Raw genomic sequence first — 15,689 nt, forward strand, 5'->3', positions numbered from 1 at the left:
GGGGTCTCCTGCGGCGGGTGGCGCGGTCCGGCGGCGGACCGGGTTGGGTCAGTGCGCCGACGCAATCGGTATGACCGCTTTGCCCACCGTGGCGTTCCCGGCGGCCTCGGCTTCGGGCCAGGCGTCCGCCGGCGGGGCGGCGGGCATGGGCAGGGGTTCGTCGTCGAACGCCTTGTCGCCGTCTTCGCTGGCCTGGCCGGTGGCGTGGATGGTCTGGAAGGGGAAGAGCGCGCGGTCCATCAGGTGGCTGGGCACCACGTTCTGCAGCGCCGAGGCCATGTTCTCGACCCGACCCGGAAACTTCTTTTCCCACTCTTTCAACAAGTTACCGACCTGCTTGCGCTGCAGGTTTTCCTGGCTGCCGCACAGCGTGCAGGGAATGATGGGGAACTGCCGCACCTCGGCCCAGCGGGTGAGGTCTTTTTCGGCCACGTAGGCCATGGGGCGGATCACCACGTGCTGGCCGTCGTCGCTCACCAGCTTGGGCGGCATGCCCTTGAGCTTGGCGCCGAAGAACATGTTGAGCAGCAGGGTCTGCAGGATGTCGTCGCGGTGGTGGCCGAGCGCGATCTTGGTCGCGCCCAGTTCGCTGGCCACGCGGTACAGGATGCCGCGGCGCAGCCGGCTGCACAGGCTGCACATGGTCTTGCCCTCGGGGATCACGCGCTTGACGATGGAATACGTGTCCTGGTTCTCGATGTGGAACTTCACGCCGAGTTTGGTCAGGTAGGCCGGCAGGATGTGGTCGGGGAAGCCGGGCTGCTTCTGGTCGAGGTTGACCACGATGAGCTCGAAGCGCACCGGCGCGCGCGCCTGCAGTTTCTGCAGGATGTCGAGCATGCCGTAGCTGTCCTTGCCGCCCGAGAGGCAGACCATCACGCGGTCGCCTTCCTCAATCATGTTGTAGTCCACGATGGCGCGGCCGACTTCGCGGCACAGGCGTTTTTCCAGTTTGTGGTTCTCGCGCAGCTGTCTGCCGGCGGCGCCGTGTTCGGCCACCGGGGCCGGGGCCGCGCTGTCGTCGATGAGGGGTTCGACCCAGCCGGCGGGTTGGAGCGTGTGGTTCATGGTGTGGTGGCCAGCCCTGGGGCTGGCGGGAAAAACGGGGGGCCGGTGTGGGCGGGCCGCAGTGGCCGGCGCCCGCGCCCGGTGGCGAATGCGGTACTGCGAATCGTACCGGGTACGGGCGGGGCTGTGCAGTTGCGGTCGGTGTGCCCATGAACGCCCCTGCGCGAGGATTGAGCGCCTCAGATCATGAACGCGTTTGTCTCATGCAGACATGCCCACCCCGCCGGGAGTGGACGTCCGCGCCAGCCAGCGCGCCAGCCGCCCGCCGAACAGCAACTCGTACAGCACCGGCACCAGCCCCAGCGTGACCAGCGTGCCCAGGGCCAGGCCGCCGATGATGGTGACCGCCATGCCTGACCACAGCGGCCCGCCGAACAGCAGCAGCGGCACCAGGCCCGCCACGCAGGTGAGTTTGGTCATGACGATCGGGCGCAGCCGCTGCACCGCCGAAACCACCACCGCTTCGCGCAGCGGCCGGCCGGCATGCAGCTCGGCCTCGATGCGCTCGAGCAGCAGCACGGCGTTGTTGACGATGATGCCGGCCAGCGACAGCAGGCCGAAGTTGGCCATGAAGCCCAGCGGCTCGCCGGCGATCTTCAGCGCGGGGGCCACGCCGATCAACGCGAACGGGATGATGGCAAGGATCAGCGCCAGCTTGCGGAACGAACCGAACTGCCAGACAAAAAGGATCAGCATCGCCACCGCCGCGTGCGGCAGGTACTCGCTGAGCGCCGCGTTGGCCTCGGCCGCCTCTTCGATCTCGGCACCGAGTTCGATGCGGTAGCCCGGCGGCAACGCAAGCGCCGCCACGGCCGGGGCGAGCTGGTCCACCACCTGCTGCGCGGTCTGTGTTTCGCTGCGGCCTTGCACGGTCAGCGTGCGCGACAGGTCGCGGCGGCGGATGACCGAAGGCTCCGAGTTCACCGAGACCGTCGCCACCGCCGACAGCGGCACCGGCGCGGCGCCGGTGGCCGGGTAGATCAGGCTGTTCGCCACGTCCTCGGGCTGCTGGCGCTCGGCCTGCGAACCGCGCACGACCAGCGGCACCAGCGTGTCGCCATCGCGCAGCGTGGAGACGGCCAGGCCGCTGAAGCGCGCGCCCAGCGAGGTGGCCACGTCTTCGCTGGTGATGCCCAGGCGGCGTGCCTTGCGCTGGTCGATCTGCACGTCGAGCCGCGGCACGCGGCCGTCCCAGTCGTCGCGCACACCCACCACGCCGGGCACGCCGCGCAGGGCGGTTTGCAGCTGCTCACCCAGGCGGCGCAGCTCGCCTTCGTCGGGGCCTGCAATGCGGTAGGCCACGGTGCCGGAGTCGCTGGAACCGAGCGAGAAACGCTTCACGTCGGCGCGCAGCTCGGGGTGGTGGCTGGCCAGCCAGGCGCGGGTGCGCTCGATCATCGGGTCGAGTGCGTCCTTGTCGTTCACGCCGACGGTGAAGTAGCCGATGTGCGAGGCCGGCAGCGGCGGGTTGAGCCCGAGGATGATGCGCGGCCCGCCGTCGGCCACGTAGCCGATGCTGGTCGTCACCTCGGGGTTGGCTTCCTTGTCGCTCAGCCAGCGGCTGACGGCCTGCACGGTGGACAGCGTGGCGCGCGAGTCGCTGCCCGGCTGCAGCTCGATGGCGATCTGGTACTGCGGCCGGTCGGAGGGCGGCAAAAAGCCCGCCGGCACGCTCGACAGCAGCAGCATCGCCAGCGTGAACAGCAGCGCCATCGCCCCGAGGAAGATCGCCTTGTGGTCGAGCACCGTGCCGATGGCGCGCCGGTAGGTGCGGTAGAACTTCGACTCGGCGTTGGGCTCAGGCTGCGCGGCGTGCTGCGACGGCTTGAGGAAGTAGTAGCACAGCAGCGGCGTCACCGTCAGGCAGAACAGCCACGAACCCAGCAGCGCCAACGCGAGCACGATCACGAGCGGGCGCAGGTACTCGTTGATGGAGGTGTTGCCGAAGAAGAAGGGCGAGAACGCGAAGATGATCACCAGCGACGAGGTGAGCAGCGGGATGGCCAGCGTCTGGCCGGCGCGGATGCAGGCCTCGCGGCGGTCCTCGCCAGCGGCCAGGCGCCGCTCGATGTCTTCGGCGATCACGATGCCGTTGTCCACCAGCAGGCCCAGGGCGATGATGATGGCGGCCATCGACACGTTGTGCAGCTCGATCGACAACATCTGCATCGCGATCAGCGTGCCCAGGATGGTCAGCGGCACGATGCTGCCGACCACGAGGCCGGCGCGCCAGCCCAGGAACAGCACCACGACCGCCATCACGATGACGATGGTCTCGCCCATCACGCGGTTCATCTTGCCCATTTCGCGGTCCACCACGTCGGCCTGGAAGGTCACGTAGTCGAGCGTGAATCCGGCCGGCAACTGCTGCTGCAGTTCGGCCACGCGCGCTTTCAGGGACTCACCAAACGCCTTGATGTTCTGGCCGGCGCGCATGGACACGCCCAGCACCACCGCCGGCTCGCCCTGGTAGATGGCGGCCGAATCCGGCGGGTCGGCGGGCAGCACCTGGATGCGCGCGATGTCACCCAGGCGCACGGTGGCATCGGTGCTGCCGCTGCGCTGCGGCACGCTGAGCACGAACTGCCGCAGCGCCTCCAGCGAGACGATTTCGCCGGAGGAGACCAGGGCGCTGTTGAGCCCGCCGAGCACCACCTGACCGCCCGAAAGCACCACGTTTTGCTGCTGCAGTTGCCGCAGCACGGCCGGGGCGCCCAGGCCCAGGCCGGCCAGGCGCGCGCGGTCGAACTCGATGTAGATCCGTTCGTCCTGCAGGCCGTGGAAGCTCACGCTCTGCACGCCCGGCAGGGTGTAGAGCTGGTCGCGCAGGCGCTTGAGCGGCTCGCGCATCTCGCTCATGGCAAAGCCCGGCGCGGTGACGGCGATGGAGGCCACCGCGACGCGCCCGAAGTCGTCGTTCACCTGCACCGGCAGCGTGCCGTCGGGGAACTGCGGCGACACCTCGGCCACCTTGGCGCGCACCTTCTGCCAGATCGGCTGCAGGTCGGCCTGGTTCTCGTGGACCGTGACCTGCACGATGGACAAGCCGGTGCGCACGGTGCTGACCACGTGCTTGATCTCGGGCAGCTCACGCAGCCGCTCTTCCAGCGGGCGCGCAATCAGCTGTTCCATGCGCTCCACCGGCAGGCCGGGGTTGGCGACGAAGATCATCGCGTCGCGGATGGTGGTGGACGGCTCTTCCTGCGACGGGAACTTCAGGAACGCGAACACACCGGCCAGCAGCACCAGCGCGGCCACGAAGAAGGTCAGTCGGCTGGCGCCGAGCGCGGATTCCGTCAGCTTCATGGTTGCGCTCCGTGCAGCAAGGTGGTCGGCGCGTGGGGCACGGCGGCCAGGCCTTCGGTGAGGAAGGCGGCGCCCGCGACCACCACCTGGTCGCCCGCCTGCAGCCCCGAGGTGACGGGAATGCGGCCGCCGGACAGGACTTCGTTGCCGATCTGCACCGCGCGGCGCACGAGCGTGCCCCGGGCCGCGTCGAACAGGAACACGCTGGCCGCGCCGGGCGCGGAGGCCGGCAGCAGGGCGGGGGCGGGCACGGTCACGCCGGCGGCCCGGGGCTGCGGCAGTTCCACCGACACCACCGAGCCGCTGCGCAGGCCGGGCGCGGCGCCTTCCAGGCGGAACACCGCCTGCACCAGGGAGCCGTTGTCGCTGTGCGTGGACAAGCGCTCCAGCTTCAGCGGGCGTGCGTCACCGCCCTGTGCGGCGCTGTCGAGCCGGGCGGTCGCGGTCTGTCCGGGTCGCAGGCGCGCGGCGGTCGCCTCGGGCAGCATGCTGACCACCTCCAGCGCCTGTCCGGCCTCGATCTGCAGCACCGTCTGGCCGGCGCCCACATCGCTGTGGGGCTGGGTGGTGCGGGCGACGATCTCGCCGTCGAAGGGTGCCTTGATGTCCGCCAGCGCCAGGTCGCGGCGCGCCATGGCCAGCGCGGCGTCGGCGGCCTGCAGCTGGCTGAGCGCCACGCGGTGCTGCGTCTGCACCGCTTCCAGCGCGGTGGCCGAGATGATCTGGTCCCTGGCCAGGGCATCGTGCTGCTGCAGCTGGGTCGTGCGCTCGGCCAGCGCGGCGGCCGCGGCGGTGCGGTCGGCCTGTGCCTTGTCGAGCCGCCACTGCGCGGGCGCCGCGTCCAGGCGCGCCAGCACCTGGCCGGCGCGCACCCGGTCGCCCACGTCGACCAGGAGGGCGGCGATGCGCCCCGGCTGTTCGAACCCCAGCTCGGCGCGCTGGCGGGCGCGCAGGGTGCCGATGAAGGTTTGTGTGGTGTTGGCTGCGGCAGCGGTCACACGTTCCAGCTTGACGGGGCGGGGCGCGGTGGCGGCGGGCGGGGGCGCTTCGGTGCAGCCGGCGAGCAGCGCGGCCAGCAGGGTGGCGATGGCGATGGTCTTGCGACGGGGCGAGGGCATGGGCAGGGTGTCCGGTTCAGAAGGGCAGGGGAAAGCGGGGGCGTCGTCAGTCAAAGCGCTGGGCGAGCTGCTGCAGGGCCTGGCGCATGGTGGCGTGTTGTTGCGGGCTGAACTGGTGCAGGTTCAGCAGCTCCAGCAGCGAGATGCCGTCCAAGGCGGCGGCCACCACCAGTGCCAGGCCCGCCTCGGGGCCGGCGTCGGACAGTTCGCCGTAGGTGCGGTCGAAGAGCTGCTGCACTGGGCCCAGCAGGTGCGGGTAGCTGGTGGCCGCGGCCAGCAGGTTGGCCTGCAGGCGTTTTTCGCCGGGCGGCATGTCGAAGGTGTCGTCCACCAGGGCCATCAGCCGGGCGCTGGTGGTGGCGCCGCGCTGTGCGGCCTTGGCCCGGCTGCGCTGGTCGAGTTCCAGACTCATGCGCTCGACCAGGGCGCCGAGCAGATCGTCCTTGGTCTTGAAGTGGTAGATCAGGCCGGCCTTGGTGACGCCGGCGGCGGCGGCCACGCCCTCCAGCGTCAGCTCCTGAACACTGTGGGTGGCGATCAGTTCGGCGGCGGCGTCCAGCAGCTTCTCGCGTGAACTGCTGCGTCCTGGTGGGTTGGCCATGGGGGCTCCTGAAGTGGTTGAAACTATACTACACGTATAGTAAAGTTACGAACACCGTCTGTCAACAAGGAGATCGTTCATGTCCTGTTTTTCCACGACCCGTCTGGCCCTGGCCACCGCCGCGCTGTTGGCGCTGGCGGGCTGCGCTGCGCCGGTGGCCGCACCCACCGCTTCCTGGAAGGCTCCCGCTGGCTGGAGTGCGGACGCCCCCCTGGCGGCGCCCACCGCCCAGGCGGCTGCACCGGTGTCCGATGCCTGGTGGGCGTCGGCCGGCAGTGCCGAACTCAACGCGCTGGTGGAGGCGGCGCTGCGCGCCAACCGCGACCTGCACATTGCCGCGGCCCGCGTGCTGCAGGCGCGCGCCGACGTCGAGGCGGCCGATGCACAACAGCTGCCGCAACTGGGTCTTGCGGCCAGCGCGCAGCGAGGGCGCGACTCCAGCGCCAACCCCAAGGCCAGTGTGTCGTCGGGTGGCCTGCGCGCGAGCTGGGAGCCCGACCTGTTCGGCGCGCAGGGCCTGGCCAGCCAGGCGGCGACCCTCGACGCACAAGGTGCCGAGCTGGCGCAGCAGGCGATGCGGGTCACCATCGCGGCCGACGTGGGCACGGCCTGGTTCGAGATCCAGGCGCTGCGGCGCCGCGAGGCCGTGGCGCGCGACGCACTGGCCACCCTGGAGCGCCAGATCGAAGTGGCGCGGCGGCGCTTCGACGCGGGCCAGTCGACTGCGCTGGACGTGGACCGTCTGCTGGCCGAACGGGGGCAGGAGCGGGCCGCCCTCGCGCAGTTGCAAGGCGCGCAACGCGCGCGCCAGCGCCAGCTGGCGGTGCTCACCGGCGCCGCGCAGCCCGATCCCGTGCTGGCCTTTGCCGACACCGATGCGCCCGACATCGCCGCACCGGCCGGCCTGCTGCCGGCGGAGCTGCTGGAGCGCCGTCCCGACGTGCAGCTGCAGGCCCGGGCGCTGGAGGCCGCCGCCGCGCGGCTGGGCGTGGCACGGCGCGACCTCTACCCGCGCATCCAGCTGGACTGGGCGGGCCGAAAGGAGCGCCTCAGTGTGGACGGGGCGAGCGCGTCGCCCACGCTCGTGGTGGGCTACGGGGTGTCGCTGGCGCTGCCGATCTTCGACGGTGGCCGCATCCGCGCCAACATCGCCGTGCACGAGGCGCGTACCCAGGAAGCCATGGCCAGCTATGAAAAGGCCATGATCGGCGCGCTGGCCGATGCCGAAACCGCACTGGTGCAACTGGCCGCGGCCGAGACCACCGTGGCCGAGCTGGAACGGGCACAGCGCGCGGCGGCCGACGCCGTCTCGCGCAGCCAGCGGCTGTACGAGGCCGGCCTGGTGGGCCTGGACACCGTGCTGGACGTGCGGCGCAGCCACCTGCGCGCGCAGGATGCCCTGCTGCAGGCGCGCGGCGCCCAGTGGGTGGCGGGCGTGTCGGTGCGCCGCGCGTTCGCCGGCCGGGTGTGAACCGGCCGGCGACGCCGTTCAGGGTGCGCCGCGGCGCTCACCGGGCAGCGCACCCGACCAGCGCTTGAACGCGCGCCGGAAGCTGCGGGCATCGGAGAACCCGCAGGCCAGGGCCACCTCGGCCACGGGCAGGCCCGCGTGCTGCAGCAGGTCGCGTGCGCGCTCGTGCCGGATGTCGTCCAGCAGGCCCTGGTAGGACAGCCGCTGTTCGGTCAGGCGGCGGCGCAGCGTGCGTTCGCTCATGTTCAGCTCCTGCGCCACGGCGTGCAGGGGTTGGGGCTGGTCCAGGTGGGCGCGCAACCGGCTGGCGATGGACTCGACCAGGTCGCTGCGGCGCTCCGGTCGCCGCAGAAAGCCGTCGAGCTGGGCGCGCAACGGCGCGCAGGTGATCTCGTCGTAGCCGGGCAGCGGGCTGCCCAGCCACTTCACATCGCTGACCAGCCGGTTCGCCCCGGCGCCGAAGTGCACCGGGCAGCGGAAGATCTGGGTGTAGGCGCGGGCGTGGGCCGGTCGCGGATAAGCCAGTTCGACCCGCCGCGGGCTGTAGCCCGGGCCGACCAGGCCGCGCACCACGGCCACGGCGCTGGAGAAGGCCTCTTCCACCAGAAAGGGTTCGATGGCGACATCGAACTGCTTGGGCCGGACCTCCAGCACCAGCTCGTCGCGCTGGATGGACGAGCTGTGCTCCAGCAGGGCGCCCACATCGCCCTGGTGCGCGAGGCCGTACTCAATGGCCTCGCCCAGGGTTTCGCAGGTCAGCATGGCCAGCCCGGGCAGCCCCCAGGACACCGGGGTCTGCCGCGCCCCGGCGGACAGGCCGAGCGCCGGGTCCTGCAGGGCCTGGTAGCTGCGCACGATGAGCAGTCGCAGCTGCCGGTACGACAGCCGCATGCCGAGGTCGAACAGGTCGCGGTAGCCAAAACCCAGCCCCCGGCAGACCCGTCCGGGCGGCAGCCCGCGCTCGCGCAGCAGGCCCAGCAGGGAGCGTGCGGTGTTGGGCACCAGCGTGGCGTCGGTGAGGTGGTGGGCGTCGCCGCCGGGTGCGGGGGCTGGGCGTGGTGGGGTCATGGGGTTTGGAGGAGGCCGTGGCGTGACCGGAGTGTGACCGATGCGTGGCCGCAATGGTCCCCTGTCTGGCCGGATGGGTCTCCGGTCGAAGGCGGGGTCGCCTCTAGATTCACGCCAGCTGTTTCGCACCAGCCCCGGCACCAGACACCCCATCCAGCCACGAAGGAGACACCATGACCCCCACCACCGAACCCGGCGTCGTCGACTGCGGCGAGGCCACCTGCATCATCGGCGCCGGCCCCGGCGGCCTGAGTGCGGCTCGGGCACTGAAAGCCCAGGGCCTGCCCTACGAACAGTTCGAGCGGCACCACGACGTGGGTGGCCTCTGGGACATGGACAACCCGGGCTCGCCGATCTACGAGTCGGCGCATTTCATCTCGTCGCGCGACCTGTCCGGGTTCATGGGCTTCCCCATGCCGAAACACTTTCCGGACTATCCCTTGCACCGGCAGATCCTGTCCTACGTGCGCAGCTTCGCCGATGCCTACGGCCTGCGCGGCGCGATCCGACTGGGCACCGGCGTGAACCAGGTGCGCAAGGATGCGGCGGGCCACTGGGTGGTTGAACTGAGCGACGGCACGCGCCGACGCTACAAGGCCGTCATCTGCGCCACCGGCTGCAACTGGGACCCGAACCTGCCGACCTTTGAAGGCCGGTTCAGCGGCGAACTGCGCCACTCGGTCACCTACCGGTCGGGCGACGAATTCCGCGGCAAGCGGGTGCTGGTGGTGGGGGCGGGCAACTCGGGGGCCGACATCGCCTGCGACGCGGCCACCCACGCGGACCGCGCCTTCATCAGCGTGCGGCGCGGCTACCACTTCATCCCCAAGCACATCTTCGGCATGCCGGCCGACGAGTTCGGCGAGTCGGGGCCGCACCTGCCGCTGTGGCTGGCGCGGCCCATCATGACCGGGCTGCTGCGCCTGATGACCGGCGACCTCACCCGCTTCGGTCTGCCCCGGCCCGACCACCGCCTGTTCGAAAGCCACCCGCTGATGAACGCGCAGCTGCTGCACCACCTGCAGCACGGCAACATCGCGGTCAAGCCCGACATCTCGCACCTGGACGGCCACGCCGTGGTGTTCAAGGACGGCTCGCGCGAAGAGGTCGACCTCGTGCTGTGCGCCACCGGCTACCGCTGGAGCTGCCGCTACGCGGCCGAGTACTTCGAATGGCGGGGCGGGCGCCCGCAGCTCTACCTCTCGATGTTCAGCCGCGACCACCGCAACCTGTTCGGCATCGGCTACCTGGAGAACAACTCCAGCGCCTACAAGCTGTTCGACACCCAGGCCTTCATGATCGCCGCCTACCTGAAGGCCCAGCGGGACCGCGATGCCAGCGCGGCCCGCTTTGACCAGCTGATCCAACACGACCAGCCCGACCTCTCGGGCGGCATCCGCTTCGTCGACTCGCCGCGCCACGCGGTGTACATCGACGCACATTCCTTCAAGACCTACCTGCGCAAGCTGCGCGCTCGCATGGGCTGGAACGAGCTGAGCGAGGCCTTCTACGACCGCGTCAGGGTTGCGCCCACGGCCCCGGCACCGGGCCCGCAGGCACCGGTGCGGGAGGTGGTGTCCCATGGCTGAGCCCTTGAACTGTTCCGGCTGGGTGGCGCTGATCACGGGCGGCGCGGGCGGTCTGGGCCGGGCCATCGCCGCGCGGCTGATCGAACGCGGCGTGCGCTGCCTGCTGGTGGATGTGAACGCGGCCGGCCTGGACCAGGCGGTGCGCGCATTGGGGCCCCTGGCCACGGCGCATGTGGCCGACCTGACCGACGCCGACGCGGTGCAGCGGCTGGTGGCCCAAGTGCGCGACGGCATCGGGCGGCTGGACCTTCTGGTCAACAACGCCGCGGTGGCGGACACGCAGCCCTTCGAGCAGCGCAGCCTGGCCTCCATCCAGGGGGAGTTCCACATCAACCTGCTGGCGCCGGTGCTGCTGACGCACAGCCTGCTGCCCCAGTTGCGCCAGGCGGCGGACGGCCGGGTGATCTCCATCGTCTCGCTCGGGGGCATCTTCCCGCTGCCCGAAACCAGCGTCTATTCGGCCACCAAGTTCGGCCTGCGCGGCGCCATGCTCTGTCTGGGCCTGGACGGGCCGCGCCTGGGGGTGAAGTTCGGGATCATCAACCCGTCGGCGACCGAGACGCCGATGCTGGTGCGCGAGGCGATTGATGGCGGCAACAAGCTGCAGTTCATCGACCCGCCCCAGCAGCCCGACGAGGTGGCGCTGCAGGTGCTGCGCATGCTGGACCAGCCCTGCCTCGAACGGTATGTGCGGCCCAGCGAGTCCTGGACGGTGCGGCTGGCCATGCTGGTGCCGAACCTGCTCGGGCGGCTGATTCCGCTGTTCCGGCGGCAGGGCGATGCGGGGCACCGCCGCTACCTGGCCTCACTGGAACAGCGCGGCATGATCCGCCAGCAGGACGGCGTCTGGCAGCTCGGGCCGCCGCCGGGTCCGTGAGGGTGGCCTCTGGCGTCAGCGGGCCGCGGACTTGCCGGCAGCCTTGCGCGGCGGTGCGGCGTCCGGTCGGATGCGGGTCAGGTGGCTGGCGATCATGCCGGCCACGGTGCGGGCCACGGCCTTCACGTCCAGCGGCTCGTCGAAGATCATCTCGACGGTGGCGTAGATCAGTTCCACCACGATGCGGCTGACGAGCGCCAGCTCGGCCGCGTCGGCTTCGGGCAGGGCCAGCGCAAGCAGCCGGGCCTGCTCCTGCGTGACGGCGGTGTGCGAGGCCAGCCGCACCTGCTGCAAGGCGGGCACGGCGCGCAGGGCCCGCATGATCCAGACCCCGCCCACGGTCTGCACCGTGGCTTCGTAGGTGTCGATGATCAGCCCCTCGACCGCCCGCTCCAGGCTCTCGACGCCCCCGTTGAACACCTCCAGCGTGATCCAGCGGTCCACGCGCTCGTTCTGGGCCTGCATCAGGCGCTGCCCCAGTTCGGACAGCAGCGCGTACTTGTTGGGGAAGTAGCGGTAAAGCGCGGGCGGCGTGAGCCCGGCGCGCTCGCACACCAGGTTGGTCGACAGCCGCTCGATCCCCACGTCGGCCAGGGTCTGCGCCGTCACTTCCAGGATGCGCTCATAGGTCTCGGTGGCGCGCTGCTGTGCGGGCTGCTTCTTGGTGACCAGGGAAGGCTGGGGTTTGCGCATCGGTGGCATGGGGCGGAGCAGGGTTGGCATCAGGGATTCTCCCAGTAATTTTTTTCACAAAAACAATAGTCATCACTATATACTAGCCATCACTATCTAAATATTCCTTGTCCTAGCGCAAGAAAGGTGCACGCCATGAAGACCCTGACCCGCCTGATCGCCGTTGTCTGCTGGTCGCTGGCCATGTCGGCGCAAGCCGCCGGACCCGAGGACGCCCAAGGCTTGTGGATGACGGCGGAGAACGACGCGGTGATCCGCTTCGCGCCCTGCGCCGAGCTGCCCGGCGCGCTGTGCGGAACCATCGTCTGGGACAAGGACGCCGGCACCCCGGTCGACACCTGCGGTGTGCGCATCGCGCAGCTCGCGCGCTACGACAAGGACGCCTGGCGCGACGGCTGGGTCTACGACCCGCGCGACGGTAAGAAATACAAGGGCGCCGTGCGCGCCAAGGCCGACGAACTGCGCATCCGTGCTTTCGTGGGCGTGGAGATCCTCGGCCAGACCGAACAGCTCAAGCGCGTGGCCACCTTGCCCACCGCGCCGGTCTGCAAATCCTGATCCCGTCCCCTGCGTTCCCCCCCGTCCCCCCTCCCAACCACCGCCCAAGGAGAGTCCCCCATGAATCCGATCCGCCCCCTGTCGGTCGCCATCGCCAGCTTGCTGGCCGGCGCGGCCGTGCCCTCGTTCGCCCAGGAAACGGCCAGTTTCGCCGTGACCACGGAGCTGAAAGTCACCTCCGACCAGCGCAGCCGCGGCGTCTCCGACTCGTTCAACCGGCCCGGTGCGAAGCTCAGCGTGCAGGCCGCGCACGAAAGCGGCTTCGTCGGCCTGGCGGAGTTCGCCACGGTCAGCAAGAAGCAGTTCCTCGGCGGCGAAGGCCTGGGCGTCACGCTCGCTGGCGGCTACCGTTTTGGCGACCCCGAGGGCTGGCATTACGGCGTGGGCCTGGCCACCGAGCTGTTCCCGGGCGCGAGTTTCGAAGCGCCCCACGGCTTCGACATGAGCACCGGCACGCCCACGGACTGGCGCAGCACCAAGTACGACAGCGCGTTCGCCGTCGCCGAGATCGGCTACGGCGCGCTGGAAGCGCGCGCCATGAATGTGATCTCCAAGACCTACCGCGGCGCCAACACGGGCGGTGTGTGCGGCACCATGCTCTCGCTGATGGCCGACCCCATGCCGGGGCTGGCCTGCTATGCGCGCGGCGACCACGGCTCGCGCGGCAGCTGGCTGTTCGACCTGGGCTACAAGATTGATCTGAACCCGACCACCGCGCTGAACCTGCATGGCGGCTACCAGAAGATCGCCAACTTCAAGGAAGCGAACTTCGCCGACTATTCGGTGGGCATCACGCACAAGCGCTGGGGCTTCAACTGGAGCGCCGAATGGATGACCACCCGCACCAAGGTGCGCGAGCTCTACATCGCGCTCGATGGTGACAAGGCACGCGCCACGGACAACAGCCGCCTCGTCGTCTCGGTCGCACGCAGCTTCTGAAAGATGGAATACCCCCGCAGCGCTTCGCGCTACCCCCAAGGGGGCGACACCAGCCGTCCGGCGAAGCCGGCCCGGCGGTGTCCCCGGTTGGACCGTTTCATGCATCGCGGATTGCGCGCCGTGCGGTGGAGCCACTGAAATGCCCCCATTGCTCGACAAACCCATCGGCCAGGCCGACGCGCGCCTCGTGCTCGCCGTCGACCTGGGCACCTCGGGTTGCAAGTGCGCCCTGGTGTCGCTCGATGGCACCGTGCTCGCATGGGCTTTCCGGGCGGTGAAGCTGCACGTGCAGGGCGCCCTGGCCGAGCAGGAGCCGCAGGACTGGTGGTCGGCCTTTATCGACAGCGCGGGCGAGATCCTCGGGGCCGATGCCGGCCTGCGCAGCCGCGTGGTCGCGGTGTGCTGCTCGACACAGACCGAAGGCACGGTGTGCGTCGATCGCAACGGTCAGGCGATCGGGCGGGCGCTGACCTGGCTCGACTCGCGCGGCGCGGCGGCGATGGCGCGCCGCGTGCGCGGGCGCGGCCCGAGCATCGAAGGCTACGGGCCGATCAAGCTGTGGCGCTGGCTGCGGCTGACCGGCGGTGCGCCGTCGCTCTCGGGGCGCGACTCGGCCGGGCACATGGCCTACCTCCGCGACGAAGAGCCCGAGCGCTACGAGCGCACCCACAAGTTCCTCAACGTGCTGGACTACCTGAACCTGCGCCTGTCCGGCCGCTTCTGCGCCACGCAGGATTCAACCGTCACCTCCTGGGTGACCAACAACCGGGACCCGCACCGGATCCGCTATGACGCAAGCCTGATCCGCATGCTGGGCATCGATGCAGCCAAGCTGCCGGAGATCGTGCACTCCACCGACGTGCTGGGGCCGTTGCTGCCTGGCGTCGCGCAGGCCCTGGGCCTGGGCCCAAAGACGGTGGTGGTCGCCGGCGCCGTGGACAACTCCGCCGTTGCCGTGGGCGCGGCCGTGGGCGACTTCGAAACCCATCTGTACCTGGGCACCTCGTCCTGGCTGGGCGCGCACGTGCCGTTCATGAAGACCGACGTGCGCCACAAGATCGCCGCCGTGCCCAGCGCGGTGGACGGGCGCTACCTCGCGATGGCGCTGCAGTCCACGGCCGGGGCCAACCTCTCGTTCCTGCGCGACCGCATCCTCTACCACCCCGACGAACTCGCCAGCGACGAGGAACACCCCGCCGTTTACGAGGTGCTCAACCGCATCGCCGCGCGCGTGCCGCCGGGTGCACGCGGCCTGATCTACACGCCGTGGCTGCTGGGCGAGCGCACGCCGGTGGACGACCCGCGCCTGCGTGCGGGGCTGCTCAACATGTCGCTGGAGCACACCCGCGAAGACATCTTCCGCGCCTTCCTCGAAGGCGTGGCGCTGAACACGCGCTGGATGCTGGAGCCCTTCGCGCGCCTGCTCGGGCGCAACGCTGGCACCATCACCGCCGTGGGCGGCGGTGCGCAGTCGGACGTGTGGTGCCAGATCATGGCCGACGTGACCGGCCAGCCGATCCGCCAGCTGGAGAACCCGATCCAGACCAACGCCATCGGCGCCACGTTCATCGCCGGGGTGGGCATGGGCGCGCTGTCGTTTGCCGACCTGGGTCACCTGCGGCGCACGCGGGCCATCTACGAGCCTTCCAGCGCGCTGCGCCGCCTGTACGGCGACCAGTTCGAAACCTTCAAGGAAGTGCGCACCCGCCTGGCGCCGCTGTACCACCGCATCAACGCACCGCAGGGGGCCGCCGCATGAACACGCAGAACATCCGCCAGACCGTGGTCGAGCTGTGCATCGAACTCTCGCACCGGGGCCACTTCTCGGGCACCGGCGGCAACATCGCGCTGCGCATCGATGCGGAGCACATCGCCGTCACACCCTCGGCCACCGATTACCTGACGATGACCGCGGCCGACGTGTGCGTGCTGCGTCTGGCCGACCTGCGGCAGGTCGAAGGGAGCAAGTCGCCGTCGGTCGAGAGCGGCCTGCACGCGCAGGTGCTGCGCGCCCGGCCCGACGTGCAGGCCAGCGTGCACACGCACCAGCCCGTGGCCAGCGCCTGCGCCCTGCTGGGCCGGCCGCTGGAGGTGCCGCCCGGCCCCCTGCGAAGGCTGCTGGGCGAGCGCATTCCCGTGGCGGGCTACGCCCCCTCGGGCAGCGGCTGGCTGTCGTCCAAGCTGGCCCGCCAGTTGCGCCCGGACACCAACGCCTACCTGATGCTCAACCACGGCGTGCTCTGCTGCGGTGCCACGCCCGGCGCGGCCCTGCAGGCGGTGGAAGAGCTCGAAACCCTGTGCACATCCCTGCTGCTGCAGCGCATCGCGGCGCGTGCCGAGCGGGAGCCCTTCATGCAGGCGGCCCTGCGGCGCGTCGCCGACGCGCTTGCCGCCTGATCCA

Annotated in this window: 13 protein-coding genes; 7 read left to right on the plus strand and 6 right to left on the minus strand. The window is 70.3% G+C overall.

Annotated features, from left to right (window positions below):
* Window positions 1-48: 48 nt before the first annotated feature.
* The 4 genes from ttcA to AC07YZ_RS17620 form a co-directional block, all read right to left on the minus strand.
* On the minus strand, window positions 49-1,068 hold the full coding sequence (gene ttcA, locus AC07YZ_RS17605) for a tRNA 2-thiocytidine(32) synthetase TtcA (RefSeq protein WP_494795672.1): 1,020 nt from the start codon (window positions 1,066-1,068) through the stop codon (window positions 49-51).
* A gap of 201 nt (window positions 1,069-1,269) precedes the next feature.
* Window positions 1,270-4,374, minus strand: coding sequence for an efflux RND transporter permease subunit (locus AC07YZ_RS17610; RefSeq protein WP_494795673.1), 3,105 nt, complete (start codon window positions 4,372-4,374; stop codon window positions 1,270-1,272).
* Window positions 4,371-5,492: an efflux RND transporter periplasmic adaptor subunit gene (locus AC07YZ_RS17615; RefSeq protein WP_494795674.1), complete on the minus strand. Its 1,122-nt coding sequence runs from the start codon at window positions 5,490-5,492 to the stop codon at window positions 4,371-4,373. Before AC07YZ_RS17615 ends, AC07YZ_RS17610 begins: the two co-directional genes overlap by 4 nt.
* Window positions 5,493-5,538: 46 nt before the next feature.
* Window positions 5,539-6,093 carry a TetR/AcrR family transcriptional regulator gene (locus tag AC07YZ_RS17620; protein WP_494795675.1) on the minus strand — a complete coding sequence of 185 codons (555 nt, stop codon included), beginning with the start codon at window positions 6,091-6,093 and terminating at the stop codon, window positions 5,539-5,541.
* Between the two features lie 79 nt (window positions 6,094-6,172).
* Between AC07YZ_RS17620 and AC07YZ_RS17625 the strand changes: the two genes are divergently transcribed.
* Window positions 6,173-7,564 carry an efflux transporter outer membrane subunit gene (locus AC07YZ_RS17625; RefSeq protein ID WP_494795676.1) on the plus strand — a complete coding sequence of 464 codons (1,392 nt, stop codon included), beginning with the start codon at window positions 6,173-6,175 and terminating at the stop codon, window positions 7,562-7,564.
* 18 nt (window positions 7,565-7,582) lie between these two features.
* Here the strand turns inward: AC07YZ_RS17625 and AC07YZ_RS17630 are convergent, their stop codons facing one another.
* Window positions 7,583-8,632, minus strand: a complete 1,050-nt coding sequence (locus AC07YZ_RS17630; protein ID WP_494795677.1) for an AraC family transcriptional regulator — start codon at window positions 8,630-8,632, stop codon at window positions 7,583-7,585.
* Between the two features lie 173 nt (window positions 8,633-8,805).
* On the opposite strand from AC07YZ_RS17630, the gene AC07YZ_RS17635 reads away from it, so the two are divergent.
* Both AC07YZ_RS17635 and AC07YZ_RS17640 read left to right on the plus strand, forming a co-directional pair.
* Window positions 8,806-10,221, plus strand: a complete 1,416-nt coding sequence (locus AC07YZ_RS17635; RefSeq protein WP_494795678.1) for a flavin-containing monooxygenase — start codon at window positions 8,806-8,808, stop codon at window positions 10,219-10,221.
* Window positions 10,214-11,098 carry an SDR family NAD(P)-dependent oxidoreductase gene (locus tag AC07YZ_RS17640; RefSeq protein WP_494795679.1) on the plus strand — a complete coding sequence of 295 codons (885 nt, stop codon included), beginning with the start codon at window positions 10,214-10,216 and terminating at the stop codon, window positions 11,096-11,098. Before AC07YZ_RS17635 ends, AC07YZ_RS17640 begins: the two co-directional genes overlap by 8 nt.
* Before the next feature lie 15 nt (window positions 11,099-11,113).
* Here the strand turns inward: AC07YZ_RS17640 and AC07YZ_RS17645 are convergent, their stop codons facing one another.
* On the minus strand, window positions 11,114-11,821 hold the full coding sequence (locus AC07YZ_RS17645; RefSeq protein ID WP_494795680.1) for a TetR/AcrR family transcriptional regulator: 708 nt from the start codon (window positions 11,819-11,821) through the stop codon (window positions 11,114-11,116).
* A 105-nt stretch (window positions 11,822-11,926) separates the two neighbouring features.
* Here AC07YZ_RS17645 and AC07YZ_RS17650 point away from each other — a divergent pair, with 105 nt between their 5' ends.
* From AC07YZ_RS17650 to AC07YZ_RS17665, 4 genes are all read left to right on the plus strand, one after another.
* Entirely contained in the window at window positions 11,927-12,349 is a 423-nt protein-coding gene (locus AC07YZ_RS17650) for a DUF2147 domain-containing protein (RefSeq protein ID WP_494795681.1), read from the plus strand.
* A 60-nt stretch (window positions 12,350-12,409) separates the two neighbouring features.
* Window positions 12,410-13,288, plus strand: coding sequence for a TorF family putative porin (locus tag AC07YZ_RS17655; protein ID WP_494795682.1), 879 nt, complete (start codon window positions 12,410-12,412; stop codon window positions 13,286-13,288).
* Between the two features lie 139 nt (window positions 13,289-13,427).
* The gene (locus AC07YZ_RS17660) at window positions 13,428-15,047 is read left to right on the plus strand and encodes a xylulokinase (RefSeq protein ID WP_494795683.1); all 1,620 of its coding nucleotides are present in this window, start codon (window positions 13,428-13,430) and stop codon (window positions 15,045-15,047) included.
* On the plus strand, window positions 15,044-15,685 hold the full coding sequence (locus tag AC07YZ_RS17665; protein ID WP_494795684.1) for a class II aldolase/adducin family protein: 642 nt from the start codon (window positions 15,044-15,046) through the stop codon (window positions 15,683-15,685). The genes AC07YZ_RS17660 and AC07YZ_RS17665 overlap by 4 nt, the downstream gene beginning before the upstream one ends.
* Window positions 15,686-15,689 lie beyond the last annotated feature (4 nt).

The organism is Hydrogenophaga sp. GW101-3F08 (genome assembly GCF_059424585.1).

What these genes read in the sequence shown, in the direction of transcription:
- ttcA (WP_494795672.1), bottom strand. Translation starts at nt 1,068, where the DNA reads ATGAACCACACGCTCCAACCCGCCGGCTGGGTCGAACCCCTCATCGAC.
- AC07YZ_RS17610 (WP_494795673.1), bottom strand. Translation starts at nt 4,374, where the DNA reads ATGAAGCTGACGGAATCCGCGCTCGGCGCCAGCCGACTGACCTTCTTC.
- AC07YZ_RS17615 (WP_494795674.1), bottom strand. Translation starts at nt 5,492, where the DNA reads ATGCCCTCGCCCCGTCGCAAGACCATCGCCATCGCCACCCTGCTGGCC.
- AC07YZ_RS17620 (WP_494795675.1), bottom strand. Translation starts at nt 6,093, where the DNA reads ATGGCCAACCCACCAGGACGCAGCAGTTCACGCGAGAAGCTGCTGGAC.
- AC07YZ_RS17625 (WP_494795676.1), top strand. Translation starts at nt 6,173, where the DNA reads ATGTCCTGTTTTTCCACGACCCGTCTGGCCCTGGCCACCGCCGCGCTG.
- AC07YZ_RS17630 (WP_494795677.1), bottom strand. Translation starts at nt 8,632, where the DNA reads ATGACCCCACCACGCCCAGCCCCCGCACCCGGCGGCGACGCCCACCAC.
- AC07YZ_RS17635 (WP_494795678.1), top strand. Translation starts at nt 8,806, where the DNA reads ATGACCCCCACCACCGAACCCGGCGTCGTCGACTGCGGCGAGGCCACC.
- AC07YZ_RS17640 (WP_494795679.1), top strand. Translation starts at nt 10,214, where the DNA reads ATGGCTGAGCCCTTGAACTGTTCCGGCTGGGTGGCGCTGATCACGGGC.
- AC07YZ_RS17645 (WP_494795680.1), bottom strand. Translation starts at nt 11,821, where the DNA reads ATGCCAACCCTGCTCCGCCCCATGCCACCGATGCGCAAACCCCAGCCT.
- AC07YZ_RS17650 (WP_494795681.1), top strand. Translation starts at nt 11,927, where the DNA reads ATGAAGACCCTGACCCGCCTGATCGCCGTTGTCTGCTGGTCGCTGGCC.
- AC07YZ_RS17655 (WP_494795682.1), top strand. Translation starts at nt 12,410, where the DNA reads ATGAATCCGATCCGCCCCCTGTCGGTCGCCATCGCCAGCTTGCTGGCC.
- AC07YZ_RS17660 (WP_494795683.1), top strand. Translation starts at nt 13,428, where the DNA reads ATGCCCCCATTGCTCGACAAACCCATCGGCCAGGCCGACGCGCGCCTC.
- AC07YZ_RS17665 (WP_494795684.1), top strand. Translation starts at nt 15,044, where the DNA reads ATGAACACGCAGAACATCCGCCAGACCGTGGTCGAGCTGTGCATCGAA.